The following is a 23,505-nucleotide window of genomic DNA, read 5'->3' as shown; positions in this document are numbered from 1 at the left end:
CAAGGATCTGCAATCCTCCTTCGCGCAACCGACCGTCATGACCGACAATCTGGCGCTGGTGGCCGACAGGATGGCGCGGGGCGAATTCGACCTGATCGCAGTCGGCCGCGCCCTCCTGATGGACGCGCAATGGGTGACGAAGATGCGCGACGGCGAGGCGGTCAATCCGTTCCGGCTGGACGCCTACGCCACGCTCGATTGATCGACGGACGCTCCGGCTCCGGCCGGGGCGTCAGTGGCTGTCGGCCGCGGCATAGACCTGGATACGCGCGATATTGGTGCGTTCGGACTGCCGCGCGATGACGGCGACTGCTTCGGCGATGTCGCGAGGCTGCATCGCGGGTATGGAGCTGTCCCAGGCGGGCTGTCCCCTCGCTTTCATATCCTCGAAAATCTCGGTGCTGGTCGTGCCCGGCGCGACGATCCCTACCTTGACCCCCGATCCGGCAAGCTCGACCCGCAAGCAGTCGGAAAAAGCCTCGAGCGCGCGCTTGAGGCCGCCATAGACGCCCACGCCGGGGGCGGCGATGTTCGCCCCGATGCTGGAGATGTTGATGATCTGCCCTCTGCCGGCCGCTTTCATCGTGCGCGCGAACAGGGTGCTGGCGCGCACCACCGCCTCATAATTGATCGCGATCATCGGACGGAGTTGGTCGAGGTCGAATGTGTCGATCGGCGCAGCATGAAGCATACCGGCATTGTTGACGAGGATATCGGCGCGGCCGAATCGGTCGAGAACGAAATCGTGCAGCTTTTGCGGCGCATCCGGGTCCGCCATGTCGGCCGCGAAGGCCGTGCTGCCACGGCCCAGTTCCTCTGCCAGTTCGGTGAGACGGTCGGCGCGGCGGGCGACCAGCACCAGGGTCGCGCCCGCTTCAGCAAGCGCTCGGGCGCTCGCCGCGCCGATGCCCGACGATGCGCCGGTAACGATGGCGATCTGCCCTTCCAGATTGTCCATGACGTGATGTCCTCTTCCCAGATCAAACGAGACGGATGAGCCGCTTGCCGTCATTTTCGCCGCGATAGAGACCGGCGAGCGCGTCGGGACAGGCCTCGATCCCGTCCAATATATCCTCGCGCCACGTGAGGCGGCCCTGCGCGATCCATGCCTGCAGTTGCGCCGTCGCTTCGGCATAGCGATCGACATGGTCGAAGATGACGAAGCCCTCCATCCGGGCGCGCTTGACCAGCAGATGCCGTTCCACGCGCGGCCCGGTGGGCCATGGCGCCCAACGGTCGATCGATGCCGTGCCGCACACGACGACGCGCCCCCGCTGCGCCAGATGCGGCACGACCGCGTCGCTGATCGCGCCGGCGACATTGTCGAAATAGATGTCCACGCCGTCGGGAGCATGGCGGGCGATAGCCGCGCCTATGTCGTCGGTGCGATAATCGATGGCATGATCATAACCATAATCCTCCACGCAGCGCCGGGCCTTGTCGGGGCCGCCGGCAAGGCCGATCGTGCGGCAACCCAGGATGCGGGCGATCTGCCCGACGGCCGAACCGACCGCGCCAGCCGCCGTGGATACCGCAATGATGTCGCCCGCGCGGGGCTGGCCGACCAGCGTGAGCGCGAGATAGGCTGTCATGCCGTTGATGCCCAGAATGCCGAGCGATGCCCGCATCTCGGCCGCGCTGGTGCGCTGGACGACCTGATCGGCCGCGACGCAGGCATAGTCCTGCCAGCCGAACCAGCCGGACACATGCTCGCCGACCGCATAGTCGGGATGCGCGGAGGCGACCACTTCGCCCGAAGCAAGGCTGCGCATGACCGAGCCGATGGCGACGGGCGCAGCATAATTGCCCGTATCGGCGATCCAGCCGCGCATCGCCGGTTCGATCGAGAGATAGTGATTGCGCACCAAAATCTGGCCCGGCGCGGACTGCTGGACCGGCGCATGCCGGATCGCGAAATTCTCCGCCTGCGCGACTCCCGCCGGGCGGGACGTCAAAATGACCTGGCGGTTGAGATCAGCCATCCAGACCCGCCTTGACCAGGGTGAACTTCCGGCGGGAAATCTTCCAGCCGTCCGATGTCCGAACCAGGCAATCGTCATAATAGCCGGTCGCGCGATGGGTCACGCCGCCCTGGGCCGCCTCCGGCAGGATCGCATCGACATAGCTGCGCGCGTGCACCTGGTCGTCGCGCTTCTCTATCACGATATTGGTGATGCGGTGCAGCGTCGGCCCCATGTGGCGGTGCGCATCGGCCATATATTCGGCGATTTCGCGCGGACCGCGCCAATGTCCGAAGCTGCCGTAATCGGTCTCGCAATCCTGGGCGAAGCAGGTCCGGAACAGCGGCCAGTCCCGCGTGTCGATACCGGTGGCGTAACGCAGCAGCACATGTTTGATCGCGCGTTCATCGTCGGCGCCGACAAGCAAGCGCCTTACCAGACTGCCATGTGCAGGCATGTTTTCCTCCCCTTGTTTCCCGAAGAAACATAAAGCGCCTTTGGCCAATCTTGCCCGCCAAAGGATAGGATTAGGCGGCCTCTTGCCGCGATTCGTCGCCTTTCCTTGGCTGGTGGAAGGCGCCTATCCCTCGCCGCCCGCTATGGTTTGGGCAGGGCATAGGCGATCAACGCATCGCTCGCACCGGCCAGCATGGCGCCATGTCCGCCCGCTGCGATCACCACGAACTGGCGTCCGCTGGCATTGGACCAATAGGTGGTGGGGGAGGCGTTGCCACCCGCCGGCAGGCGCGCCTTCCATACTAGCCGGCCGGTCGTGGTTTCATAGGCGCGGAACATATGCTCCTGTGTCGCCCCGATGAAGGTGAGGCCGCTTGAGGTCACTACCGATCCGCCGATATTGGGCACGCCCATGGGAATCGGCACGAAGGTCGGCAGGGCCAGTGGACCGCTGTCACGCGAGGTGCCGAATAGCCGGCTCCACACCAGCTTGCCGGTCTTGAGGTCCACGGCGTTGATGCGGCCATAGGGGGGCTGCTGGCACGGAATGGCGAGTGGGGAGAGGAAGGGCGCGATATGGGCGGCATAGGCCACGCCCATCTGGGCGACCGGCCCGCCGACATCGCTCATATGGGCGGCGGTCATCGGCCTGATGCCCTGCCGGTCCGCAACGGCTCTGGGGATCAGGCGGTTATAGTTGCCGACCTGGTTGTTGTTGACGATCATCAGCCCGCGCCGGGGATCGACCGATACGCCGCCCCAGTCGATTCCGCCCAGAAAGCCGGGCCAGGTGAGCGTTGGATGCTCGGTCGACAGCGGCGTCATGTCGCCGTCGAAACGGGCCTGGCGGAAGCGGATGCGGCACATCGCCTGATCGATCGGCGTCAGGCCCCACATGCCCTTTTCCGTCGGACGCGGACCGCCGAAACTGGGCATACCCACCGAATAGGGTTGGGTCTTCGACAGGCGTTCGCCGGGAACGACGCCCTGCGGGACGGGGCGTTCCTCCACCGGCAGAATTGGCTTGCCGGTCGCCCGGTCGAGGAAGAATATCTCCCCGCGCTTGGTCGGCTGGAGCAGGCCGTGGACGCCGCCGGGGAGGTCGACCAGCGTCGGCTGGGCGGGCACGTCATAGTCCCACAGGTCATGATGGGTCGTCTGGAAGGACCAGCGCACCGCCCCGCTTTCCGCATCGAGCGCCAGCACGGCGCTGGAATAAAGATCGTCATTGGCGGTGCGATGTCCGCCGAAATAGTCGGGCGTCGCGTTCCCCGTGGGCACGTACACGAGGCCCAGCCTGTCATCCGAACTCATCGGCGCCCAGCTATTGGGCGTGCCCGGCGTGAATACCCGGCCGGGCGGCGGCGGGCCGTGATCGTCGGGGCGGCCGATGTCGAACGCCCAGGAAAAGTCGCCGGTGACGGCATCGAACGCCCGGACGACGCCCGAGGGTTCCCTGATTTTCTGACCGTCCATCACCCAGCCGCCCAGAACGAGACGGCCCCGCACGAGGGCGGGGGGCGAGGTCACGAAATAATAGCCCTTGTCGACCGTGCCCAGTCCCGCTTTCAGATCCACCTGACCGCCCTGTCCGAAGCCGGGGCATAGCTTGCCGGTGGCGGCATCAAGCGCGATCAGCCGGGCGTCGAGCGTGGCGGTGTAGATGCGTTCGGCGCAAAAGCCCCGGGCCTGCGGTACGCGATAATGGGTGACGCCGCGGCAGACGAGGCCATAGACGCCAGCGAGATCGGTCTTGGGCTGGTGCCGCCATAATTGCCGGCCCGTTTCGGGGTCGAGCGCGATCACATCATTATTGCCAGCGCACAGGAACAGACGATTGCCCACCTTGAGCGGATTGGCCTGAAAGGCGGTGCCTTGCTTGCCGTCGGTCAGCTTGCCGGTGTGGTAGGTCCATGCCCTTTCCAGATGACCGACATTGGCGGGCGTGATCTGCGCCAGCGGCGAGTAGCGCGACCCGCCCCGATCGTTGCCATAGGCGATCCAGTCGCCATCGGCTGCTCGTGCAGGTCCGGCGCCCCAGAGCGCACTGGGCGCTGGCGGCGAACGATCCGTCCAGAAAGCGGTGCCGACGGCGCCTATGAAGAGCAGGAGAAGAGCGGGCCACAGCGCGCGGGCGCCGGGCAGGGGACGGCCAAGCCCGACATGCTGCCGATAAAAGGGGGTGAGCATGTAGAGGCCCATGGCGACGGGCATGGCCAGCCGGGGCGCCAGCGCCCAACCGTCCAGTCCGACCTCCCAGAGCGACCAACCCAGATTGGCGACGAGAAAGGCCCAATAGAGGGTGATCGAGAGCCGCGAACGGCGCCAGCCGAGAAAGGCGGTGACCGTCATGACGAGGCCGGACACGCCATACCAGATCGACCCGCCTAGTAGCGCGAGCTGCCCGCCCAGTCCGAGCAGCGACAGACCGGCAAGAAACAGGAGCAGGACGAAAAGCATGTTCAGAAAACGGCGCATCAGGCTCCCCCTCGGAATCCGAAAAGGCTGTGGGGAAATCAGGCGGGCAATTGGGCCGCGAGCCAGTCCGGCACATTGATCCGGTAGCAGTTCTGCTCATAGAGGCGGCTGATCTTCCAGCCTTGCGCGGTGCGGACGAATTCATGATGGTACCAGAGGCCGAAGACCAAGGTATCGGTCGTTTCGCCATTGCTGACCGTCATCGGATTATAGCAGGCGGTTTTGGTCTGCGCCCGGTCGCCCGCGATCTGATATTGGGTGGTGGACACGGCATGTTGAAAGGCCAGGATCGGCGTCAGGCTTGCCGAGAGGAATGCCTTGATTTCCGTAAGGCTGCCGACGACGCCCACCATTTCCGAATAGTCGATCACAGCGTCGTCGGTAAAATAGCGGTCCAGCGCATCCCAGTCGCGTGTATCGACCGCATAGCAATAGCCAACGATCAGGTCCTGAATTTCGAACCGGTCCGACATTTCCTGCAGGGTCAGTGTCATGGCCTCTCCTCCGCCTCACCTCATTCTATAGAATGGCTGCTGGCACAGGGGAGCAGGCTCGCCGCCTTCCATTAGGTAGGTGCCGGGCGCGGCGGCTATGGGGAAGAAGCCACAGCCCACGGGACCGATCCCGCGGACCGTTTTTTGATCAAGGAGACTATTATGGGCCTCGCCCCGTTCACGGAAGCCGATTTCGTCCTGTCCAAGGAAACGCGGGCGGACATCACAGCCGGGCTGACCGAGCGGCAGGCGTTCATGGTCAATCACTGGATGGACCTGCATGAGGTCATCAATCGCGGCGATTGGGATGGAATGGACGCATTCTTCAATACCGACACGATGACCTACGACAACCCGAACCGGCCCGACCTTGGCACTTATCATGTGTGGAAGACCTCGCCGCAGGGCCTCTACAAGACCTTCCCGCCCAGCATCTATCGCACGCTGAAGGCCTGGGGCCGTGGCGAGGACGAGATCTGCGTGCTGTGCCATCATCATGGCAAGCATACCGGCGGCCCATATATGGGCGTCCAGCCCACCGGGAACGACCTCAACGTCCTGTGGTTCTCATGGCTGCGTTTCCGGGGCGACAAGATCGATCACATCTATTCCATCTCCGACGTGCTGACGATGCTGAAGGATCTCGAAGTCATCAACGTTCCCCAGCCCGTCGATCCCTATAAGTGACCGACATGCCGAACCGGCGCAGCGAGGGCGCGCCGGTTCGGCGAAACGGGGACGTCGGTGTTTGGGATGGAAGGAATGGCAAAGGCATGAAGCGGTCCGTCGAACTGAAGATCGATGTCAGCGAGGCGGCGGCGCTCGGCACGGCCGCCCATGTGGCAATTACTGTCCATCTGCCGGATGTTACGGCATTGGCCCATCCCACGACCGTCTGTTTCGCTTTCCCCGGCGGGGGCTATTGCCGACGCTATTACAGCTTCGACATGCCGGACGGGTCGGGCGGCGGTGAAGCGGGTTTCCATTGCCAACGCGGATGGATTTTCGTCGCGTGCGATCATCTGGGATTTGGTGATTCGACGATTCCCGACGGCAATGTCCTTAATCTCGACAATGTCGCGGCGGCCAACGACGCCATGGTGCGCGCGGTCATGACCCGGCTGGAAGCGGGCACGCTCGTCGACGGACTGGCCCCGATCGTCGATGCCACATGCCTTGGCATCGGCCAGTCGATGGGCGGATGCTTCACGGTCGTCGCGCAGGGCAATCACCAGACATTCCATGGCATCGGCGTGCTGGGCTATAGCGGCGTCCATACCGTCGTGCCGACCCGGCCGGGACAGCCGCCTGCCGCATGGCCCTGGATTTCGCGCCGCTCATCGCTCGATGCGCCGCATGTCCTGAACGCGGCGGCGCTGGCGCAGGCGCCGGGCGTGACGCTGGGCGACGCCGAAGCGCTCCAGGCGGCGGCAAGGGCTGGCGAGCATCCCTTTCAATGGTCCTTCCACCATGATGACGAGCCTGAGGATATCGTCACGCTCGACATGAAGGCGTCCGCTGGGCTGGTCGATCCGCTACCCGAATGGCGTTCGGCGACCACGCCGCCTTGTGGCGTCTACATGGTGGCGCCGGGCGCGGTGGCGCTGGAAGCCGCGGTCGTGCGCGTCCCCGTGCTGATCGCAATGGGCGAGCGTGACGTGGTGCCCGATCCCCTTGGCGAGCCCCGCGCCTATAAGAGCGCGGAGGACATCCAGCTCTTTATATGCCCCCAAATGGCGCACATGCATAATTTCGCGCCCACCCGCGTCCGCTTCTGGGAGCGCATCCATAATTGGGGCGATGGGGTGGCCGCGCAGCGCTTTTTGGGTTGAGCGGAGCAGGCGGCTTCAGAGGCTGAAGCCGCCATCGACGATCAGGGTCTGTCCGGTCATATATTTCGCCCTGTCCGAAGCCAGGAAGGCGACGGCCTCGGCGATATCCTCGCCGCTGCCGAAGCGTTGCAGGGCAATGCGCCTGCGCTGCGCTTCCCAGATTTCCGGCGAGTATAGCGATGTCAGGAAATCGGCGCCAAGCCCGGCGTCGATGATGCCCGGCGCAACCATGTTCGCCCTGATGCCGTAACGGCCTTCCTCCTTGGCGATGGCGCGGCCCAGCGCCTCCATTCCGGCCTTGGGGACCGATGACAACGCGTCGCCGGGGGGGAAGCAATAGTTTGCGACCGACACGACGGTGACGAAATTGCCAAAGCCCTGGGCGCGGAAATAGGGCAGAGCGGTGGACACGATGCGGGTCAAGCCCACCAGTTCGATCTCGATGACTTCGCGCCATTGCTCTTCGCTGATCTGGCTGACGAAGGGTTGGGCTATGTCGACCCCGCTGGCGAAGACCATCGTGCCGATGGCGCCGAATTGCTCGACCGTCTCGCGGATACCGGTCTCTATGGAGGTGCGATCGGAAAGATCGCAGGCAATGGACAGCGCCTCGCAAGAATTGTTTGGCAGGGACGCCGCGACCGCCAACGCCTTTTCCCGGCTGGATCGGTAGCCGATGGCGAGTTGATCCCATTCGGTCGACAAGCGTCGGCAGATCGCGCTGCCGAGGCCGCCGGTTCCGCCGACGACGAAGGACGCGCCTTTCGTCATAGCGGCAGATGAAGTGCCAGGTGGTGAAGCAGGCGATCGGCAAAGGCATCGTTGCGGTCGCCGGTGAACATATGGCCGACGCCATGGGCGATCTCGACCTCCAGTTGCGGGGCGAGCGCCCGAAACTGCCGAACGCTTTCGTCCGAGACGATCTCGCTCAGTTCCGCCTTGACGAGGACGAGTGGCGATCGCGCGCGACGGGCCGCGTCGATGAGCGCTTCCCCTTCCGAAGGGGGGTGCAGAAATTCTGGCGCCGTTGTGCGGGGGTCCCAGTGCCAGAACAGCCGTCCATCCGCTTCGCGCATCGATTTGGCGAGGCCCGACACGTCGGGCAGGCGGGGCTGGCCGAGATGGGCATGCAGCGCATCGGCCGCTTCTTCCAGCGACGCGAAACCGGAGTCGCTGGCGCGGAAGAAGTCACGAATGTCATCAACGCCGTCATCCACCATATAGGGGGCGACGTCGGCGAGCATGATGAGGCGCACCAGATCGGCATGGCGCGACCCGCCGACCAGCACGGATTGGCCGCCACGCGAGGCCCCCACCAGCGCGATCGGCCTGTCGAAGGCCCGGATGATGGACTCGACGTCGCGACCATAGGCTTCCAGCAGATAGTCGCCGTCGGCGGCCCATCCGCTGTCGCCATGGCCGCGCAGATCGAAGGTCAGGCCGTAATAGCCGGCTTGCGCCACTCGCCTGGCAGACCCGGCCCAGGAACGGCGGCTCTGGCCGCCGCCATGGAAGAAGCAGACGGGTGGCGCGGCAGGGTCGCCATAGGCGTCCGCAACCATCTCCAGCCCGTTACCCGGCAGGCTTATCCGTGTGGGGATCGTCATGCCGGGCGACTGCATCATTCGGCGGCGACCGGCGGGACCATGTCTGCGAACGACGGATGCTCGCCGGGGCCCTTATAGGCGAATTTGCCGGGCGCATGGTGCCACTTGCCGTCGTTGCGGCTCTCATAGGGCGAGGCGACCTCGATCAGCGCACCGTGCGTGCTCTTGTGGCCGACCCAACTCCATTTCTGCCAGGTCATGTCCGGATCGTTGAACGTCTGGCCACCGCCGGGCAGGTGCAGCCCTTCGGCCCGCAGCTTTTCCATCGCGCCCGGCACGTCGTCGGTCGCATAGCAGAGGTGATGGACATGTTCGCCGACCTTTTCGAGGCGATCGCCCATGGGCGTGCCCGGTGCCGGCTGAATGAACTGGATTTCCGTGCCGCCATTGTTGACGAAGGTCGCCCACTTCATGCCGGCGTCGTCGCCGCTGGAAAATTCGTCATATTTGACGAGACGTTCTTCCAGCGAGGCCGGATCGAGCACGCGCAGGATCTTGGTCCAATCCTCGATCGCCTTGTCCAGATCGCGCACGACCATGCACACATGGGCAAAAGGTCCGCTAGGCATTGATATTCTCCTCTGATTTTTTAGGTTTCCACCGTCGCTGTGCCGGAATTGACCGTGCCGCGGCCATCGACATCCAGCGAGAATTCGCAGGTCACGGCATTGCCTTCGATCGCCGCGATCTTGCCAGTCACCACTGCCCGGTCGCCGCCATAGACGTTGTCCAGAAAGCGCGAATCCATCGCTTTGATCCGCCCACCGGGAAAAGCGCGCATCAGCATGTTCATCATATAGGCGACGTTGATCGGACCCTGGTTGATGACCCGGTCGCCCAGTCCCTTCGCCTTCACAACCTCGACATCGAGATGAATGGGATTGGGATCGGCAAGGAACACGGCCCATTGCTGCATGGCCTGTGGGCTGACGCTCTCGATCGTGAAGGGCGGCAGCATGTCTCCGACGGCGTGGCTCATGCGGCGAACTCCTTGCGGGGCAATACCCACACATTATCGGTTTCCAGCACCTGCGTGCCATCGAGCATGTGCAGGCGCAGGCGATAGGTCAGCACGTCCATGACGCCCAGCTTGCGGCTGCGCTTGCGGACGAGGCTGAGTATCTCTCCCGTCACTCTGTAGTTTTCGCCCACCTTCAGCGGCGCATCGAACCGCACGCCGCTGCTGCCCATCATCGGGCCATCCTCGACATCGAATTCGCACGCTTCGCAGACGCCCGCCACCGTCTTGCCCATCGCGACCTGGGTGGCGATATAATAATAGATGGGATGTGCGCTGCCATCGGCGGCCGGCTCGATCCCGGTCGACCGGCATAGCGCGGCATTCTCCTCCGCCGTGATGGTGAACACCTTTTCCCCGTCCAGCGATGTGCCGGCGGCGTCGGGGGCAGGGGGTAGATCGTCGAGATCGCTCATCGCTTATAACCCTTAGAAGGAACGCGGCAGGCCGAGGCTTTCGGCAATCGTGTTGCGCACCATCTCGTTGCTGATCGGCGTCATCCGCAAGATGCGGTGATCGCGCCAGTAACGCTGCATGTCGGTCTCCGCCGAATAGCCCATGCCGCCCAATATCTGGATGCCGAGGTCCGCGGCCTTCACCGCATTTTCGGTCGCGACCATCTTGAGCATGTTCGCCTCGACGCCGCACGGCATCCCGTTGGCCTGCATCCAGGCAACATTGTTGAGCAGCAATTCGGTCGTCTTCTGCCAGGTCGCGATGTCCGCGACATAGTGCTGCAGGATCTGGAACCGGCCGATGATGCCGCCGAACGCCTTGCGTTGCAGCATATATTCCAGCGCGTCTTCCAGCACGCCGTCGATCGCGCCCAGACATTGCGCACCGACCATGATCCGCTCATTGTTGAGCGTCGGCAGCATCGCGTACCAGGCCTGTCCGGGTTCCCCCAGCACATCCTCGTCGGGGACGAAGACATCCTCATAATGGACCTCGCACGATCCCATGGCGCGCATGCCGAGCTTGGGCAGGAGCGAAGCGGTGATGCCGGGCGCCTTGGCGTCGACGAAGAACATGGTGAGGCCATGATGCTTCTTTTCGACAGTCTTGTCGGTGCGGGCGAGGACGAGCAGCCTGTCGGCCGCCTTGGCGCCGGTCGTCCACATCTTGGCGCCGTTCAGCTTCCAGCCGCCCTCGACCTTTTCGGCATGGGTCTTCATCGCGCCCAAAACGTCGGTGCCGCCGTCGGGTTCTGTCATCGACAGCGAGACGCGCAGCTTGCCCTGCGCCATGGGGCGCAGCCAGCGGTTTTTCTGCTCCTCCGTGCCGACCGCGCCGATCGTCTTCGCGCCGCCGAAGGAGGTAAGGCCCCAGACCCACAGCAGGCCGCCGGCCGTCCGCGCGAATTCGCGGGCGAAGATCATCTGCATCATGACGTCGCCGCCCAGGCCGTCATATTCCTCCGGAATGCCGATCCCGAAAAATCCCTGCTCGGCAATCTTGTCCCACAAAGCATAGGGATAATTTTCTTCGTCGGCCTCCAGCGCGCGCATCCAGTCCTTGGGCGCTTCCGCATCGACCCAGCGGCGGACGATGTCCCTGAACGCCTGCTGTTCCTCGGTGAGTGAAAAATCCATCGTCGTTCCCGTTTGTAGCACTGCGACTAAGCGCCCGGCGGATGCATTGCGAACCTATCCAACTATAGGGCAGGTCGTCGGCAGAAACTGAACAATTGGTCCACCATCATCCCCAACTGACTGGGGATAGGCGCATTTTCGATCGGGTCGCCTTCGCTGCCGATGGTGTTGATGGCGATGCCCAGCGGCGTGGGCCAGCCCCGCAGCGCGTGGGTAATTACCCGCAATTGCTGGAGTGTAGCGACTGCGGCCTGCCAGCCGGCCGCTGTTGCCACACAGCCCACGGGCAGGCCGTCGAAATAGCAACGCTCGTCGCGGCTCATATCCTCGACATAATCGAGCGCATTCTTCACAAAGCCGGAGATCGCACCATGATATCCTGGTGAGCCGATGATCACGGCATCCGCCGACCGCAGGGTGTCGACATAACGTCTTGCCGCATCCGGACGATCCGGATTTTCAGGCGCGTAAGACGGGAAGTCGATATCCGCCCCGGCGAGCAGCGTCGTGCGTGCGCCGCGGTCCTCTGCGATGGCAAGCGCCTTGCGAAGCGCCCGCTCAGTGGAGGAATAGGCGCGCATTGTGCCGCCAATGGCGACGAAATGAAGCTGGGTCATATCAGATCGACAAGCCTCCCTCGACCGGGATGACCGATCCGGTGACATAGGCGCCCGCGCGCGAGGCGAGATAGATGGCGGCGCCCGCCAGATCCTCGGGCGTGCCGACGCGGCCACGCGGCACCATGGACACGACCATCTTGCGCATCTCGTCGGAGGTGATGACGGTCATTTCGGATTCGAAGAATCCGGGCGCGATGACGTTGACGGTGATGTTGTCGCTACCCAGTCGCTTGGCGAGGCCCTTCGCCATCCAGTGGATGGCGCTCTTCGATGCCTGATAGGCGTAATTTTCCTTCGGCCCGACCTTGAGCGCGCCGACCGACCCGATGTTGATGATCGATGCGGGGCGCTCCGCCGTGCCCCCCGCGCGGAGCAGGGGCAGGAATTTCCGGAGCGTGAAGAAGGGCGCTTTCAGGTTCAGGTCGATGACCGGATCCCATTCGTCCTCGCCATAGTCGTCTATGGGCGCGTCGGCCATGGTCCCGGCGTTGTTCACCAGGACATGCACGGCCTGCTCTCGTGCGGACACCGCCGCGACCAGGGCCTCGATCCCCGCGAGCGTCGATAGATCGGCGACCAGGCCGGTGCAGCGGCCGCCCGTCTTGGCGGAAATCTCCGCTGCTGCTGCCGTTACCTTGGCCTCGGTCCGCGCGCAGATATAGACTTGGGCGCCCGCAGCGGCAAAGCCGGTTGCGATATGGCGGCCGATGCCGATCGATCCGCCGGTGACGACGGCGACGCGATCCTGTACCGAGAACAACTCCGCGGCATTCATGCCAGGGCCCCCGCGTCGGTAATCTTCAGGATGAGGTCGGTCGTGCCCTCCGGATCGCCCACCAGAAGGGCGTGATCGCCCGGATGGTCATGGATGGTCCAGCCCAGTTCGCGCGCCCGGTCGTGCATCGCCGTCATCACGGTGATGGCTGCCGCGATATAGTCGACCGGTCGGGCGATCGTCTCGGCCCCCACGGGGATGACGCAGGCGGTCGCCTTCATCGGCTGGTCCGACAGATTGTCGAGCAGCCATTGTTCCCGCGCCGGGTCCATGAGATGCGGATGTTCCTTGGCGGCCGCGCGCTGCATCTCGTGCACGCCCGACCCGACCGGGCCTTCGCCCGCTTCGAGCATCGCATCGAGCGCAGCGAGCTGGTCTTCGGGCACATAGCCCATGAGGGAGGCGATCCGTTCCCCCGACCGGGGCACGATGGCGTCGAGATAGATGATGGCGGCGATGCGGTCGCCCACCTCGGCGATCACGCCGGGCGCGACCGTGCCGGCATAGCTGTGGGCGACCAGCACGACGTCGCGCAGGTCCTCAAATTTGAACACGTTGACGATGTCGCGCACATGGGTCGCATTGCCGACATCGCGGCCGATCAGATGCTCGCGCTCGCCAAAGCCGGTGAAGGTCGGCGTGTAGACCTTGTGGCCCTTCGCCTCCAGAATTTCGCGGACATATTTCCATGTCCAGCCGCCCATGCCGCCGCCATGGAGAAGTAGGAATGTGGTCATGACGATCAGGCCTCCGTCGGTTCTGTGTTCTGGATGAATTCGGGGAACGGGTCTGGTCCCCACAGGAACATGCTGTCCTCCGGCGCATGGTTGGCGGCCGGCCAGTCGACATCATGCGGGATGAAGTCGATATCGGCCGAATATTCGCTGAAGCTGCCCCAGGGGTCGCGCACATAGTAGAAATAATTGGCACCCAGCACATGCTGGCCCACGCCCCAATTGGGGCCATAGCCTGCCCGCGCCATGGTCGCGCCGCCCAAGCCCACTTCCATCACCGACCCGACGTCCCAGCTATTGTGGTGCATGCCCCGCCGATCAGACAGGACGAGGGCCAGCAGGTGATGATCGCTGCCATGGGCGCCGTGCAGGAAGGCGACGGCCGGTTCGCTCTTGTCGGACAGGCGCAGGCCGAGCGTCTTTTCATAAAAGTCGATCGCGGCATTCACGTCGGTCGTGAAGATCGCAAAATGCGACAGGCGGCGCGGGTGAACCTTTGGCGCCTTGCTGTTGGGGATCGCGCCGGATTGGCCGGGCGCCGCGCTGACGAAGGTGAACTGGCTCTTTTCCGATGGCGTCGCCTTGTCGGCAACGCGGACATTGATCGGAAGGCCATCGAAGCCCGCGAACCAGATGCCGTCCGCTTCCGCGCCTTCGGGCGCTTCGATCCGGGTGACGCCGCAGCCGTCGAGATGGGCGGCAAAGGCATCCGCCTCGTCGGGATAGATGCCAAAGCTCAGATAGCGCAGCCGCTTGGCGTCGCCGCCCTGGCTCAGCACCGCCCAGCGATGCGGATTGCCAGCCGCATAGAGTTCCAGCGTGCCGTTGCCCTCCCGGACCTCAAGCCCGAAGAGCGTGTAGAATGTCAGCGCGGCGTCCAGATCGGGCACTTCGACCGCAAAATGATCGATGGAATGGACGCCCAAACTATTGGTGCGACGTCCCGACGGGCTGTTCTGGTTCATCCTTCCCTCCTTGGCTGGCCGGGCACCGACAGGGCGGCGCCCGACCTTTCGATCATGCTGCCTTGATGGGGTTCACCAACAGGCCGATTTTCTCGATTTCCACCTCGCACACATCGCCATCCTTCATGAACAGCGGAGGCTTGCGGGCAAGACCGATGCCCGACGGGGTTCCCATGACCAGGACATCGCCTGCTTCCAGCGTGAAGCAGGTGGAAAGGAGGGCGACCGTGTCGACGACATCGAACACCATGTCCGAGGTGTTCGCGCTCTGCACCACCTGGCCGTTGAGGCGGGTTTCGATCTTGAGGCCGGCGCCGCCCGCAGGCAGTTCGTCCGCCGTCACGAGCCAGGGGCCAAAGGCGCCGGTGTCGTCGAAATTCTTGCCGACCGTCCACTGCGGCGTCTTGAGCTGATAGTCGCGGATCGAACCGTCGTTGAACACCGAATAGGCGACGATATGCGACAGCGCGTCGTCCTTGCTGATATCCTTGCCGCCCTTGCCGACGACCGCGACCATTTCCGCCTCATAATCAAGTTGATCGGAACAGGGCGGTTTGATGATCGGTGCGCCATGGCCGATGAGGCTGGAATTGAAACGGCCGAATACCGTCGGGAATTCGGGTACGGTAAATCCGCCTTCGGCTGCGTGATCCTTGTAGTTGAGACCCAGGCAGAGGATCTTGGGCGCCTTGACGAGGGGCGGCAGGAACATGAGGTCTTCAACCTGCACTTCCTCGCCCTCTGCGCTGACTTTCACGCCGGCGTCCGTCAGGGCGCTGCCGCCGCTGGCGATCAGCGCATCCAGATCATAGAGGGCAGCGTCGCCGAACAGCGCCTTGACGCCCGCGCCCGTGTCCACTGCCAGACCGACCGCGCCATTCTTCGTTACCTTGGCCAACCGCATATGCAAACCTCCTGAGAATCTGTCCAACCCACTGAACCGATGGCATGGGTTTTAATGAAATATATTTCAAGCGATAAAATACATCTTGTCGAATTGCCACGGTTGGCGAAGCTGATATAGCTCTTCCGATGACGAAGAAGCTGAGCCTGACCGAACGCGCCTACCGGCAATTGCGCGACGATCTTCTGACCTGTCGGCTGGTGCCGGGCGCGAAAATCAACATCAAGGATATCACGGAAACGCAGGGCTTCAGTCTCGGGGCGGTGCGCGAAGCCCTGTCGCGGCTCACGTCCGAGGGCTTCGTGACGCAGGACGATGCGCGGGGTTTTCGAGTGACGCCGATATCGATCGGTGACCTGACCGATCTGGTCAGGGTCCGCAGCGAGATTGAAGGGCAATGCCTCCGGCGCGCCATCGAGAAGGGCGGCCTGGACTGGGAAGCCGCGATCGTCAGTGCGGCCCACAGGTTGAGCAAGACCCCGACCCGCGACCCGCGGGAAGCGGCCCGCCTGAACGAGGATTATGCCGACGCCCATGCGGCGTTCCACCATGCCCTGGTCGCCGCGTGCGACAGTCCATGGCTGCTCAAAATGCGCGACTGGCTCTATGCCCAGTCGGAGCGCTACCGTTATCTCACCGTACCCTTGGCCCATGGCGACCGGGATCTGGTTCATGAACATGCGCAGATCGTCGATGCGGCGCTGGCGCGGGACGCTGATCGCGCCGTGGCGCTGCTGACGGACCATTTGATGGCGACGGCGCAGTTGTTGATCGACCCGCAGAATGCGCGGGGCGGGACCGATGCCGAATGGGCGGCTGGCGTGGATCGGGCCCTTTGATCCCATATCAGTTCTGCCGGTTCTGACCGGTGCCGCCGCCACTGGCGGGCATCAGCATGTTGCTCATGCCGCCATCGACCAGCAGGTCGACGCCGCTGATATGGCCGGCATGGGGACCGATCAGAAACAGGATCGCCTGCGCGACATCCTCGGCCACGCCCAGCTTGCGCAGGGGAATATTGGCCTCCCGCTGATCGCGTCGCGACTGGTCCTTATATCCTGCAGCCGTCATCGGCGTGTAAGTCGGGCCGGGCGACACCGTATTGCACCGGATGCCGTCGGGGCCCCATTCGATACTGAGCTGGCGGATCATCATCAGCAGGGCGGCCTTGCTGGAGGAATAAAAGCCGAGCGCAGGCGTGGGCTGGGTGGCCGACATGGACGCAGTCGCGACGAAGGCGCCCTTGCTCTCCCTGAGGTGAGGATGGGCCGCTTTGCCCAGCAGCCAGGAGGAACGGGTGTTGATGGCGAAGATGCGATCGAAATCGCTGATCGGCAGGTCGACCAGCGCGCCGCCCATGATGATGCCGGCATTGCTGATGACGGCGTCGATCCCGTCCATATGCGCGAGCGCTGCCGCCACGATCCGGTCGCCGCAATCCGGTTCGGCCAGATCGACCACGCAGGTCGCCGCGGTGGGGCCGACGGCATCGGCCACCACCTGAAGATTGGCCGCGTCGCGATCCGCGAGCAGCATCTTGTGTTCGCCCGGAATCACGGACCCGGCCGCCAGCAGTTCGGCGCAGGCCCTGCCGATGCCGCTTGCAGCACCCGTGATGATCACCCGCATGTCACTCTCCCTACACTTTCATGGCGTCGACGCGCCGTGCTTCAGTCTTTCAGGCCCAGTTCGTCCATCAACGCGCCGCGCAGCTTGAACTTCTGGATCTTCGATGCCGACATCGGCCATTCGTCGATGAAACGGATATGCCGCGGAACCTTGAAGGAAGCGAGGCGCTGGCGGGTGAAGGCGATGAGTTCCTCCGCTTCGACCTCGACCTCGCCTTCGCGTTCGACATAGGCCGCAGGAATTTCCGCCAGCCGCTCGTCCGGCAGCCCGACGACCTGCGCCAGGCGAACCGCCGGATGGGTGGCCAGCACCGCCTCGACCTCGGCCGCGGCGACATTTTCCCCGCCCACTTTCAGCATATCCTTGAACCGGCCATGAAACATGACATGGCCCTGTTCGTCGATCGATCCGATGTCGGCGCTATGATACCAGCCGTCGGCGTCCAGCGCTTCCGCGGTCTTTTCCGGATCCTTGTAATAGCCGTCGAACAGATTGTAGCCGCGAATGAGAATTTCGCCGCGTTCGTCCACGCCCTTCTCCGCGCCGGTTTCGGGATCGACGATCTTCATCTCTATGCCGGCCAGGGGAAAGCCGAGCTTCTTGAAGCCCATTTCCGGGTCCATCGCATAGCCGCCGGTGGTGACGATGCCGGTCGCCTCGGTCATGCCCATGGTGCCCACCTGGAGCATGTTCGGGGCCTTCTCGCGATAGGCCTGGCCCACGCGATCCGGCATGAAGGCGAAGCAGCTATTTTGTAGGCGCACCGACGACATGTCGGTCTTGGCCCAGTCGGGATGAGTGATCATGGCCTGATGGAAGGTGACGAAGGGCAGGAACATCATCGTCACCCCTTCATCCTCGATCTGCCGCAGACTCTCCCCGGCATCGAAATGCGGCTGGCCGATGAAGGTGCCGCCCACGTCGATCGCGCCCAGCATGCAGAGCATCGCCGCGATATGGAACAGCGGCAGCGGCGACCAGGCGCGCTCGTCGGGCTGGAAGGACCAGCGATAACGGGCGAGATTCGATGCCTCCCGGGTGACGGCCTCGTGGCTGAGCAGGCACCCCTTGGGATTGGCCGAGGTGCCAGACGTATAGAGGATCATCGCGGTGTCGCGGACCCTGACGGTCAGACGGGACGCATGAATCTCCACATCCTCCACGCGCAGCGCCGCCGCGTCGAAGGTCGCCTGATCGACGAAACCAGGGGCCGAACGACCGCCCAGCATCACGATCCGCTTGAGCAGAGGCGCGTCCGCAAGCGTGAGTGCGGAGGAGTCGGTGGCATCGGGCAGGTCGGGGAATGCCTCCACCAGCCGTCCGCCGAAATCGATATGGTCACTGATCATGTCATTGGTGATGATCGCAGCCAGATCGGCATTTTGCGCGACATAGGCCATTTCGGGCGCCTTGTACCGCGCGTTCATCAGCACGGAGACGGCGCCGCACATCGCATTGGCGAACAGGGTTTCGACAAATTCGATGCTGGACGGCAGCAGGATGCCGACATGGTCGCCGCGCTGGATGCCCAGCGCCTTCAGGCCGCGCGCGCGCTTCAGGACGCTCTGTACGACATCGTCATATGTCTTGCGTTCCCCCGGAAATACCAGCGCTTCCTTGCCCGATGCCTTGTCCCACCCTTTGAGAAGCAGATCGCCCAGAGTGGTTGCAGAAATACGGAATGGGGCGCAATCTTCGCCTTGTGTGACCACGGATGTCCGCTCCTAAAATGCCGGTCAGCTATTGATGATGATCAGATTGCAGCCATCGCCCCTGTCTGCGCCTTTCGTTGGATAGGTGCAGCTTTGCCTGCCGGCTCCAAGAGCAAGGGCAGAGATTTTTGTATCACTGGTCGGGAATTCACGATGGAAGCCTATGTCTACGATCATGTCCGGACGCCGCGCGGCAAGGGCCGCCCGGACGGCGCGCTGCACGAGATCACCTCTGTCGAAATGGCGACGCAACTGCTGAAGGCGCTTCAGAGCCGCAATGATCTCGATACGGGGCTGCTTGACGACGTGATCATCGGCATGGCCCAGCCGGTCGGCGAACAGGGGGGCGTGCTGGCGCGCGCGGCGGTGTTGCAGGCGGGCTATGCGCAGACGGTCGCGGGCCAGCAGATTCATCGTTTCTGCGCCACCGGTCTGGACGCGGTCAGCCTGATCGCGGCACAGGTCCATTCCGGCATGATCCAGGCCGGCATCGGCGGCGGCGTCGAGTCGATGAGCCGCACGGTCATGGGTTATGACTCGGGTGCCTGGACGTCCGATCCGTCGGTCGCCTTCAGCAATTATTACGCGCCGCAGGGCATCGGTGCCGACCTGATCGCGACGCTGGACGGCTACACGCGAGAGGATGTCGACAATTTCGCGGTAGAGAGCCAGCGCAAGGCCGCTCATGCCTGGGAAAACGGCTATTTCAAAAATGCGATCGTGCCGGTCAAGGATGTGCTGGGCGACGTGGTGCTCGACCATGACGAGCATATGCGGCCTGGCACCACGGTGGAGAGCCTAGCCAAGCTCAAGCCCGCCTTCGAAGGGTTTGGCAAGGCCGGGTTCGAAGCGGTGGCGAAGGCCAAATATCCCGAAATCGAAGAGTTGAACTATGTCCACCATGGCGGCAACAGCTCGGGAATCGTCGATGGCGCGGGGCTGGTTCTGGTCGGATCGAAGGAATTTGGGGAAAAGGCCGGGCTCAAGCCGCGCGGTCGCATCCGGTCCTACGCCAATATCGGGTCGGAACCCACGATCATGCTGACGGCCCCGGCGGCGGTGTCGCGCAAGGCGCTCAAGGCGGCCGGCATGACCGAGAAGGACATCGACTTGTGGGAACTGAACGAAGCCTTCGCGAGCGTCGTGATGCGCTTCCAGCGGGAACTGAACGTCCCCGACGACAAGATCAACGTCAATGGCGGCGCGATCGCGATGGGCCATCCGCTGGGCGCGACCGGCGCCATGATCCTGGGCACCGTGCTGGACGAATTGGAGCGGCGGGACGCGGAAACCGGCCTCATCACCCTGTGCGCGGCCAACGGCCTGGGCACGGCGGCCATCATCGAGCGCGTCTGAGCGCATACCGAACTATAGAGCGGGACATCCCATGAAGACTATGCGACTGGAAAAGGCCGAAGACGGCTTTGCTATCCTGACCCTCGACGCCGAAGGCTCGATGAACGTCGTCAACGATGCTTTCATCGCCGACATGGAAGCGGCGACGAAGCAGATCATCGAGGACGACGGCATCAAGGGCGTCATCCTGACGTCCGGCAAGAAGACCTTCATGGCCGGCGCGGATCTCAAGCAACTGGTGAACGGGTTCGGCACGCTGACGCCGCAGGAGGCCTACGCCTTTGCGAAGCGCGCGACCGACATGCATCGCGCCATCGAGCGATCGGGCAAGCCCTGGGTGGCGGCGATCAACGGCCTGGCGCTGGGCGGCGGTTTCGAACTGGCGCTGGCCTGCCACCGCCGCATCCTGGTGGATGATGCCAAGGCGCAGGTCGGCCTGCCCGAAGTCAATGTCGGCCTGCTGCCCGGATCGGGCGGCACGGTGCGGCTGGGCATCATTGCGGGCATGAAGACCGCGCTCGATCTGCTGCTGTCGGGCCGTTCGGTCGGGCCGCAGGAAGCGCTCAAGCTCAAGATCGTGGACGAGGTTGTGCCGGCGGACAAGCTGATCGACGCAGCCAAGAGCTGGCTCGCCACCGGCCCCGATCCAGTCAAGCCCTGGGACGTGAAGGGGTGGACGCCGCCGCAGAAGAAGGGCCTGACCGTGCCCGAGGATTCCGGCGCATACATGATGTATACCGGCGGCCTCGCCAAGGTCGGCTACAACCAGCCCGCACCCGCCGCCATCCTGAACGCGGTGTTCCACGGTATGCAACTGCCCTTCGACAAGGCGCTCGCGGTCGAGGGCAAATATTTCGCCAAGCTGCTGACCGATCCGGTCGCGCGCAACATTATCCGTACCACCTTCATTTCGAAGCAGGGGGCCGAAAAGGGCGCGCGTCGCCCCGAAGGCTTCCCCAAGTTCGAAGCCAGGAAGGTCGGCGTGCTGGGCGCCGGCATGATGGGCGCGGGCATCGCGTTCGTGTCGGCCAATGCGGGCATCGACGTCGTGCTGATCGACCGCGACGTCCCGACGGCGCAGAAGGGCAAGGACTATTCGGCCAAGGTGCTGGGCAAGCTGGTCGAAAAGGGCAAGCTGACGCAGGACAAGGCGGACGCCGTCCTCGCCCGCATCACGCCGACCGACGACTTCGCGCTGCTCGATGGCTGCGACATGGTGGTCGAGGCCGTGTTCGAGGATACGGCGATCAAGGCCGAAACCACGAAGAAGGCTGAAGCCATATTGCCGACCCAAGCCATTTTCGCGTCCAACACCTCGACCCTGCCGATCTCGCAGCTCGCCCAGGCGTCGCGCAGTCCGGACCAGTTCATCGGCCTGCACTTCTTCTCGCCGGTCGACCGCATGGGCCTGGTCGAGGTCATCATGGGGCAGCAGACCAGCAAGGAAACGCTAGCCAAGGGGCTCGATTTCATCGCTCAACTGCGCAAGACGCCGATCGTCGTCAACGACAGCCGCGGCTTCTACACCAGCCGCGTGTTCCAGATGCTGATCCATGAAGGCGCGGCGATGCTAGCGGAGGGCGTGCCTCCCGCGGTGATCGAGAACGCCGCCAAGGCGGTGGGGATGCCGGTCGGGCCGCTCGCGCTGCTGGACGAACTGACCCTCGACCTGCCGCTCAAGATCGTCGACCAGGCGATCGCCGAGGAAGGCGATAAATATACGCCGCCGGCCGGCACTGCCGTGATGCGCCGCATGAAGGACGAGATCGGCCGGTCCAGCCGCAAGGCGGGCGGCGCCTTCTATGATTATCCCGAAGGCGGCAAGAAGCATCTGTGGAAGGGCCTGGCCGATCACTTCCCGGTCAAGCAGGATTGGGATGTCGAGGAGCTGAAGAAACGCTATCTCTACGCGCAGGCGATGGAAACCGCCCGTTGCCTGGAGGAGAATGTGCTCGAAACCCCGCAGGATGCCGATCTGGGCGCGATCTATGGTTGGGGCTTCCCGGCATGGACCGGCGGGACGATCAGCTACATCGACACGATCGGCCTCAAGACGTTCGTCGAGGAATCCGACCGGCTCGCCCAGCTCTATGGTCCGCGCTTCCTGCCGTCGGCATGGCTGCGCGACAAGGCCGCCAAGGGCGAGGATTTCTATGCGCCCGCGAGCGCAACCAGGGTCAAGGAGCCGATGCCGGCATGAAGCGCTTGATCTTCGAGCCGGAACATGAGCAGTTCCGCGACTCCGTCGTCAAGTTCATGACGGCGGAGGTGGGCGCGCATGCCGAACGCTTTCGCGAACAGGGCATGGTCGACCGGGAGCTGTTCCTGAAGGCTGGCGAACAGGGCCTGCTCTGCACCTGGGCGGACGAGAAATATGGCGGGGCGGGGATCGACGATTTCCGCTTCGAGCAGATCATCATCGAGGAGAATATGCGCCATGGCGACATAGGCTTCTATATCAATCTGCATAATGATCTGGTCGCGCCCTATATCGCGAAGCTCGGTACCGACGAGCAGAAGGACCGCTGGATGCCCGGCATCGTCAGCGGCGAGAAGATTCTGGCCGTCGCGATGACCGAACCGTCGACCGGCAGCGATCTCGCTGGCATGCGCACCAGCGCGGTGGACAAGGGCGACCATTGGCTGCTGAACGGGGCCAAGACCTATATTTCCAACGGCATCCTTGGCGATCTGATCGTCGTCGCCGCGCGGACCGATCCCAATAGCCGCCACGGTCTGGGCCTCATGGTCGTCGAACGCGGGATGGAAGGCTTCGAGCGCGGGCGCAAGCTGGCGAAGATGGGGCTGAAGGCGCAGGACACGGCCGAGCTCTTCTTCAACGACGTGAAGGTGCCCAAGGAGAATGTGCTGGGCGATCCGACCCAGGGCTTCAAATATCTGGCGCGCTTCCTGGCGCAGGAGCGGCTGGTCGCGGCCATCGGCTTCATGGCGACGGCGCAGACCGCGTTCGACATCACGCTCGATTATGTGAAGGAACGCCGGGCGTTCGGAAAGCCGATCGGCGCATTCCAAAATACGCGATTCAAGATGGCGTCGATGCGGGCCGAACTGGATGCGCTCCAGACCTATGTCGACCAGTGCGTGCTGCTGCTCAACGCGGGCGAACTGACCCCCGAAGATGCGTCGGCCGCCAAACTGCTGACCAGCGAGCTGGAAGGCCGGGTGATGGACGAATGCGTCCAGCTCCATGGCGGCGCGGGCTATATGGAAGAATATCGCATCAGCCGCATGTATACCGACGCCCGCATCAGCCGCATCTTCGCCGGAACGTCGGAAATCATGCGCGAAATCATCGGACGCGGGCTAGGCTTGGACGAGCGCAAGCTGTCCTGACTTCTGGACCGGGGATGA

General features: G+C 63.8%; 24 protein-coding genes and 1 pseudogene. 7 read left to right on the top strand and 18 right to left on the bottom strand.

Annotated features, from left to right (window positions below; translation table 11 throughout):
- Positions 1 to 202: pseudogene (locus CG471_RS16625) on the top strand (12-oxophytodienoate reductase); the annotation flags it as partial.
- 30 nt (positions 203 to 232) lie between these two features.
- Here CG471_RS16625 and CG471_RS16620 read toward each other — a convergent pair.
- From CG471_RS16620 to CG471_RS16600, 5 genes are all read right to left on the bottom strand, one after another.
- A complete protein-coding gene (locus tag CG471_RS16620) occupies positions 233 to 958 on the bottom strand; it encodes an SDR family oxidoreductase (protein WP_099232559.1) in 726 nt (241 codons plus the stop codon).
- Positions 959 to 980: 22 nt separating this feature from the next.
- On the bottom strand, positions 981 to 1,982 hold the full coding sequence (locus tag CG471_RS16615; protein WP_099232558.1) for an NADP-dependent oxidoreductase: 1,002 nt from the start codon (positions 1,980 to 1,982) through the stop codon (positions 981 to 983).
- Positions 1,975 to 2,418, bottom strand: a complete 444-nt coding sequence (locus CG471_RS16610; protein WP_257211581.1) for a nuclear transport factor 2 family protein — start codon at positions 2,416 to 2,418, stop codon at positions 1,975 to 1,977. Before CG471_RS16610 ends, CG471_RS16615 begins: the two co-directional genes overlap by 8 nt.
- Positions 2,419 to 2,558: 140 nt before the next feature.
- Entirely contained in the window at positions 2,559 to 4,895 is a 2,337-nt protein-coding gene (locus tag CG471_RS16605; protein ID WP_099232556.1) for a membrane-bound PQQ-dependent dehydrogenase, glucose/quinate/shikimate family, read from the bottom strand.
- 38 nt (positions 4,896 to 4,933) lie between these two features.
- A complete protein-coding gene (locus CG471_RS16600) occupies positions 4,934 to 5,389 on the bottom strand; it encodes a nuclear transport factor 2 family protein (RefSeq protein WP_099232555.1) in 456 nt (151 codons plus the stop codon).
- A 162-nt stretch (positions 5,390 to 5,551) separates the two neighbouring features.
- Between CG471_RS16600 and CG471_RS16595 the strand changes: the two genes are divergently transcribed.
- Both CG471_RS16595 and CG471_RS16590 read left to right on the top strand, forming a co-directional pair.
- A complete protein-coding gene (locus CG471_RS16595; RefSeq protein ID WP_099232554.1) occupies positions 5,552 to 6,076 on the top strand; it encodes an ester cyclase in 525 nt (174 codons plus the stop codon).
- A gap of 86 nt (positions 6,077 to 6,162) precedes the next feature.
- Entirely contained in the window at positions 6,163 to 7,221 is a 1,059-nt protein-coding gene (locus CG471_RS16590; protein ID WP_099232553.1) for a hypothetical protein, read from the top strand.
- Positions 7,222 to 7,236: 15 nt separating this feature from the next.
- Here CG471_RS16590 and CG471_RS16585 read toward each other — a convergent pair whose 3' ends face one another.
- The 11 genes from CG471_RS16585 to CG471_RS16535 form a co-directional block, all read right to left on the bottom strand.
- Positions 7,237 to 7,992, bottom strand: coding sequence for an SDR family NAD(P)-dependent oxidoreductase (locus CG471_RS16585; RefSeq protein ID WP_099232552.1), 756 nt, complete (start codon positions 7,990 to 7,992; stop codon positions 7,237 to 7,239).
- On the bottom strand, positions 7,989 to 8,828 hold the full coding sequence (locus tag CG471_RS16580; protein WP_257211580.1) for an alpha/beta fold hydrolase: 840 nt from the start codon (positions 8,826 to 8,828) through the stop codon (positions 7,989 to 7,991). Before CG471_RS16580 ends, CG471_RS16585 begins: the two co-directional genes overlap by 4 nt.
- 14 nt (positions 8,829 to 8,842) lie before the next feature.
- Positions 8,843 to 9,397, bottom strand: a complete 555-nt coding sequence (locus CG471_RS16575) for a VOC family protein (protein WP_257211579.1) — start codon at positions 9,395 to 9,397, stop codon at positions 8,843 to 8,845.
- Between the two features lie 20 nt (positions 9,398 to 9,417).
- The gene (locus tag CG471_RS16570) at positions 9,418 to 9,807 is read right to left on the bottom strand and encodes a MaoC family dehydratase (protein ID WP_099232550.1); all 390 of its coding nucleotides are present in this window, start codon (positions 9,805 to 9,807) and stop codon (positions 9,418 to 9,420) included.
- Entirely contained in the window at positions 9,804 to 10,262 is a 459-nt protein-coding gene (locus tag CG471_RS16565; RefSeq protein ID WP_099232549.1) for a hypothetical protein, read from the bottom strand. The genes CG471_RS16570 and CG471_RS16565 overlap by 4 nt, the downstream gene beginning before the upstream one ends.
- A gap of 12 nt (positions 10,263 to 10,274) precedes the next feature.
- Complete coding sequence (locus CG471_RS16560; RefSeq protein ID WP_099232548.1) at positions 10,275 to 11,438, bottom strand: acyl-CoA dehydrogenase family protein; 1,164 nt, start codon at positions 11,436 to 11,438, stop codon at positions 10,275 to 10,277.
- 62 nt (positions 11,439 to 11,500) lie between these two features.
- A complete protein-coding gene (locus CG471_RS16555) occupies positions 11,501 to 12,055 on the bottom strand; it encodes an NADPH-dependent FMN reductase (RefSeq protein ID WP_099232547.1) in 555 nt (184 codons plus the stop codon).
- 1 nt (position 12,056) lies between these two features.
- Positions 12,057 to 12,833 carry an SDR family oxidoreductase gene (locus CG471_RS16550; RefSeq protein WP_099232546.1) on the bottom strand — a complete coding sequence of 259 codons (777 nt, stop codon included), beginning with the start codon at positions 12,831 to 12,833 and terminating at the stop codon, positions 12,057 to 12,059.
- A complete protein-coding gene (locus CG471_RS16545; protein ID WP_099232545.1) occupies positions 12,830 to 13,570 on the bottom strand; it encodes an alpha/beta fold hydrolase in 741 nt (246 codons plus the stop codon). The genes CG471_RS16550 and CG471_RS16545 overlap by 4 nt, the downstream gene beginning before the upstream one ends.
- 5 nt (positions 13,571 to 13,575) lie before the next feature.
- The gene (locus CG471_RS16540) at positions 13,576 to 14,532 is read right to left on the bottom strand and encodes a VOC family protein (protein WP_099232544.1); all 957 of its coding nucleotides are present in this window, start codon (positions 14,530 to 14,532) and stop codon (positions 13,576 to 13,578) included.
- A gap of 52 nt (positions 14,533 to 14,584) precedes the next feature.
- Positions 14,585 to 15,436 carry a fumarylacetoacetate hydrolase family protein gene (locus CG471_RS16535; RefSeq protein ID WP_099232543.1) on the bottom strand — a complete coding sequence of 284 codons (852 nt, stop codon included), beginning with the start codon at positions 15,434 to 15,436 and terminating at the stop codon, positions 14,585 to 14,587.
- Between the two features lie 128 nt (positions 15,437 to 15,564).
- Here CG471_RS16535 and CG471_RS16530 point away from each other — a divergent pair, with 128 nt between their 5' ends.
- Positions 15,565 to 16,275 carry a GntR family transcriptional regulator gene (locus CG471_RS16530; protein WP_099232542.1) on the top strand — a complete coding sequence of 237 codons (711 nt, stop codon included), beginning with the start codon at positions 15,565 to 15,567 and terminating at the stop codon, positions 16,273 to 16,275.
- A 7-nt stretch (positions 16,276 to 16,282) separates the two neighbouring features.
- Here the strand turns inward: CG471_RS16530 and CG471_RS16525 are convergent, their stop codons facing one another.
- Entirely contained in the window at positions 16,283 to 17,065 is a 783-nt protein-coding gene (locus CG471_RS16525) for an SDR family NAD(P)-dependent oxidoreductase (RefSeq protein ID WP_099232541.1), read from the bottom strand.
- Positions 17,066 to 17,106: 41 nt separating this feature from the next.
- Positions 17,107 to 18,777: a class I adenylate-forming enzyme family protein gene (locus tag CG471_RS16520; protein WP_099232540.1), complete on the bottom strand. Its 1,671-nt coding sequence runs from the start codon at positions 18,775 to 18,777 to the stop codon at positions 17,107 to 17,109.
- A 153-nt stretch (positions 18,778 to 18,930) separates the two neighbouring features.
- Between CG471_RS16520 and CG471_RS16515 the strand changes: the two genes are divergently transcribed.
- Genes CG471_RS16515 through CG471_RS16505 form a run of 3 tightly spaced genes read left to right on the top strand, consistent with a single transcriptional unit; the run spans position 18,931 to position 23,487 of the window.
- Complete coding sequence (locus tag CG471_RS16515; protein WP_099232539.1) at positions 18,931 to 20,133, top strand: acetyl-CoA C-acetyltransferase; 1,203 nt, start codon at positions 18,931 to 18,933, stop codon at positions 20,131 to 20,133.
- Between the two features lie 31 nt (positions 20,134 to 20,164).
- Positions 20,165 to 22,333, top strand: coding sequence for a 3-hydroxyacyl-CoA dehydrogenase NAD-binding domain-containing protein (locus CG471_RS16510; RefSeq protein WP_180275727.1), 2,169 nt, complete (start codon positions 20,165 to 20,167; stop codon positions 22,331 to 22,333).
- On the top strand, positions 22,330 to 23,487 hold the full coding sequence (locus tag CG471_RS16505; protein WP_099232537.1) for an acyl-CoA dehydrogenase family protein: 1,158 nt from the start codon (positions 22,330 to 22,332) through the stop codon (positions 23,485 to 23,487). Before CG471_RS16510 ends, CG471_RS16505 begins: the two co-directional genes overlap by 4 nt.
- Positions 23,488 to 23,505: the final 18 nt, after the last annotated feature.

The organism is Sphingobium sp. IP1, from assembly GCF_002708645.1.
In the GTDB taxonomy this organism is placed as follows: Bacteria; Pseudomonadota; Alphaproteobacteria; order Sphingomonadales; family Sphingomonadaceae; genus Sphingobium; species Sphingobium yanoikuyae.
Note: the sequence above shows the minus strand (reverse complement) of the source record. Positions and strands in the feature narration are given on the sequence as shown.

Excerpts from the sequence above, each read along its gene's own strand:
- CG471_RS16555 (WP_099232547.1), bottom strand. The coding sequence starts at position 12,055 with ATGACCCAGCTTCATTTCGTCGCCATTGGCGGCACAATGCGCGCCTAT.
- CG471_RS16590 (WP_099232553.1), top strand. The coding sequence starts at position 6,163 with ATGAAGCGGTCCGTCGAACTGAAGATCGATGTCAGCGAGGCGGCGGCG.
- CG471_RS16515 (WP_099232539.1), top strand. The coding sequence starts at position 18,931 with ATGGAAGCCTATGTCTACGATCATGTCCGGACGCCGCGCGGCAAGGGC.
- CG471_RS16530 (WP_099232542.1), top strand. The coding sequence starts at position 15,565 with ATGACGAAGAAGCTGAGCCTGACCGAACGCGCCTACCGGCAATTGCGC.
- CG471_RS16600 (WP_099232555.1), bottom strand. The coding sequence starts at position 5,389 with ATGACACTGACCCTGCAGGAAATGTCGGACCGGTTCGAAATTCAGGAC.
- CG471_RS16580 (WP_257211580.1), bottom strand. The coding sequence starts at position 8,828 with ATGACGATCCCCACACGGATAAGCCTGCCGGGTAACGGGCTGGAGATG.
- CG471_RS16505 (WP_099232537.1), top strand. The coding sequence starts at position 22,330 with ATGAAGCGCTTGATCTTCGAGCCGGAACATGAGCAGTTCCGCGACTCC.
- CG471_RS16540 (WP_099232544.1), bottom strand. The coding sequence starts at position 14,532 with ATGAACCAGAACAGCCCGTCGGGACGTCGCACCAATAGTTTGGGCGTC.
- CG471_RS16545 (WP_099232545.1), bottom strand. The coding sequence starts at position 13,570 with ATGACCACATTCCTACTTCTCCATGGCGGCGGCATGGGCGGCTGGACA.
- CG471_RS16575 (WP_257211579.1), bottom strand. The coding sequence starts at position 9,397 with ATGCCTAGCGGACCTTTTGCCCATGTGTGCATGGTCGTGCGCGATCTG.
- CG471_RS16610 (WP_257211581.1), bottom strand. The coding sequence starts at position 2,418 with ATGCCTGCACATGGCAGTCTGGTAAGGCGCTTGCTTGTCGGCGCCGAC.
- CG471_RS16565 (WP_099232549.1), bottom strand. The coding sequence starts at position 10,262 with ATGAGCGATCTCGACGATCTACCCCCTGCCCCCGACGCCGCCGGCACA.
- CG471_RS16550 (WP_099232546.1), bottom strand. The coding sequence starts at position 12,833 with ATGAATGCCGCGGAGTTGTTCTCGGTACAGGATCGCGTCGCCGTCGTC.
- CG471_RS16525 (WP_099232541.1), bottom strand. The coding sequence starts at position 17,065 with ATGCGGGTGATCATCACGGGTGCTGCAAGCGGCATCGGCAGGGCCTGC.
- CG471_RS16585 (WP_099232552.1), bottom strand. The coding sequence starts at position 7,992 with ATGACGAAAGGCGCGTCCTTCGTCGTCGGCGGAACCGGCGGCCTCGGC.
- CG471_RS16620 (WP_099232559.1), bottom strand. The coding sequence starts at position 958 with ATGGACAATCTGGAAGGGCAGATCGCCATCGTTACCGGCGCATCGTCG.
- CG471_RS16570 (WP_099232550.1), bottom strand. The coding sequence starts at position 9,807 with ATGAGCCACGCCGTCGGAGACATGCTGCCGCCCTTCACGATCGAGAGC.
- CG471_RS16615 (WP_099232558.1), bottom strand. The coding sequence starts at position 1,982 with ATGGCTGATCTCAACCGCCAGGTCATTTTGACGTCCCGCCCGGCGGGA.
- CG471_RS16605 (WP_099232556.1), bottom strand. The coding sequence starts at position 4,895 with ATGCGCCGTTTTCTGAACATGCTTTTCGTCCTGCTCCTGTTTCTTGCC.
- CG471_RS16560 (WP_099232548.1), bottom strand. The coding sequence starts at position 11,438 with ATGGATTTTTCACTCACCGAGGAACAGCAGGCGTTCAGGGACATCGTC.
- CG471_RS16595 (WP_099232554.1), top strand. The coding sequence starts at position 5,552 with ATGGGCCTCGCCCCGTTCACGGAAGCCGATTTCGTCCTGTCCAAGGAA.
- CG471_RS16510 (WP_180275727.1), top strand. The coding sequence starts at position 20,165 with ATGAAGACTATGCGACTGGAAAAGGCCGAAGACGGCTTTGCTATCCTG.
- CG471_RS16535 (WP_099232543.1), bottom strand. The coding sequence starts at position 15,436 with ATGCGGTTGGCCAAGGTAACGAAGAATGGCGCGGTCGGTCTGGCAGTG.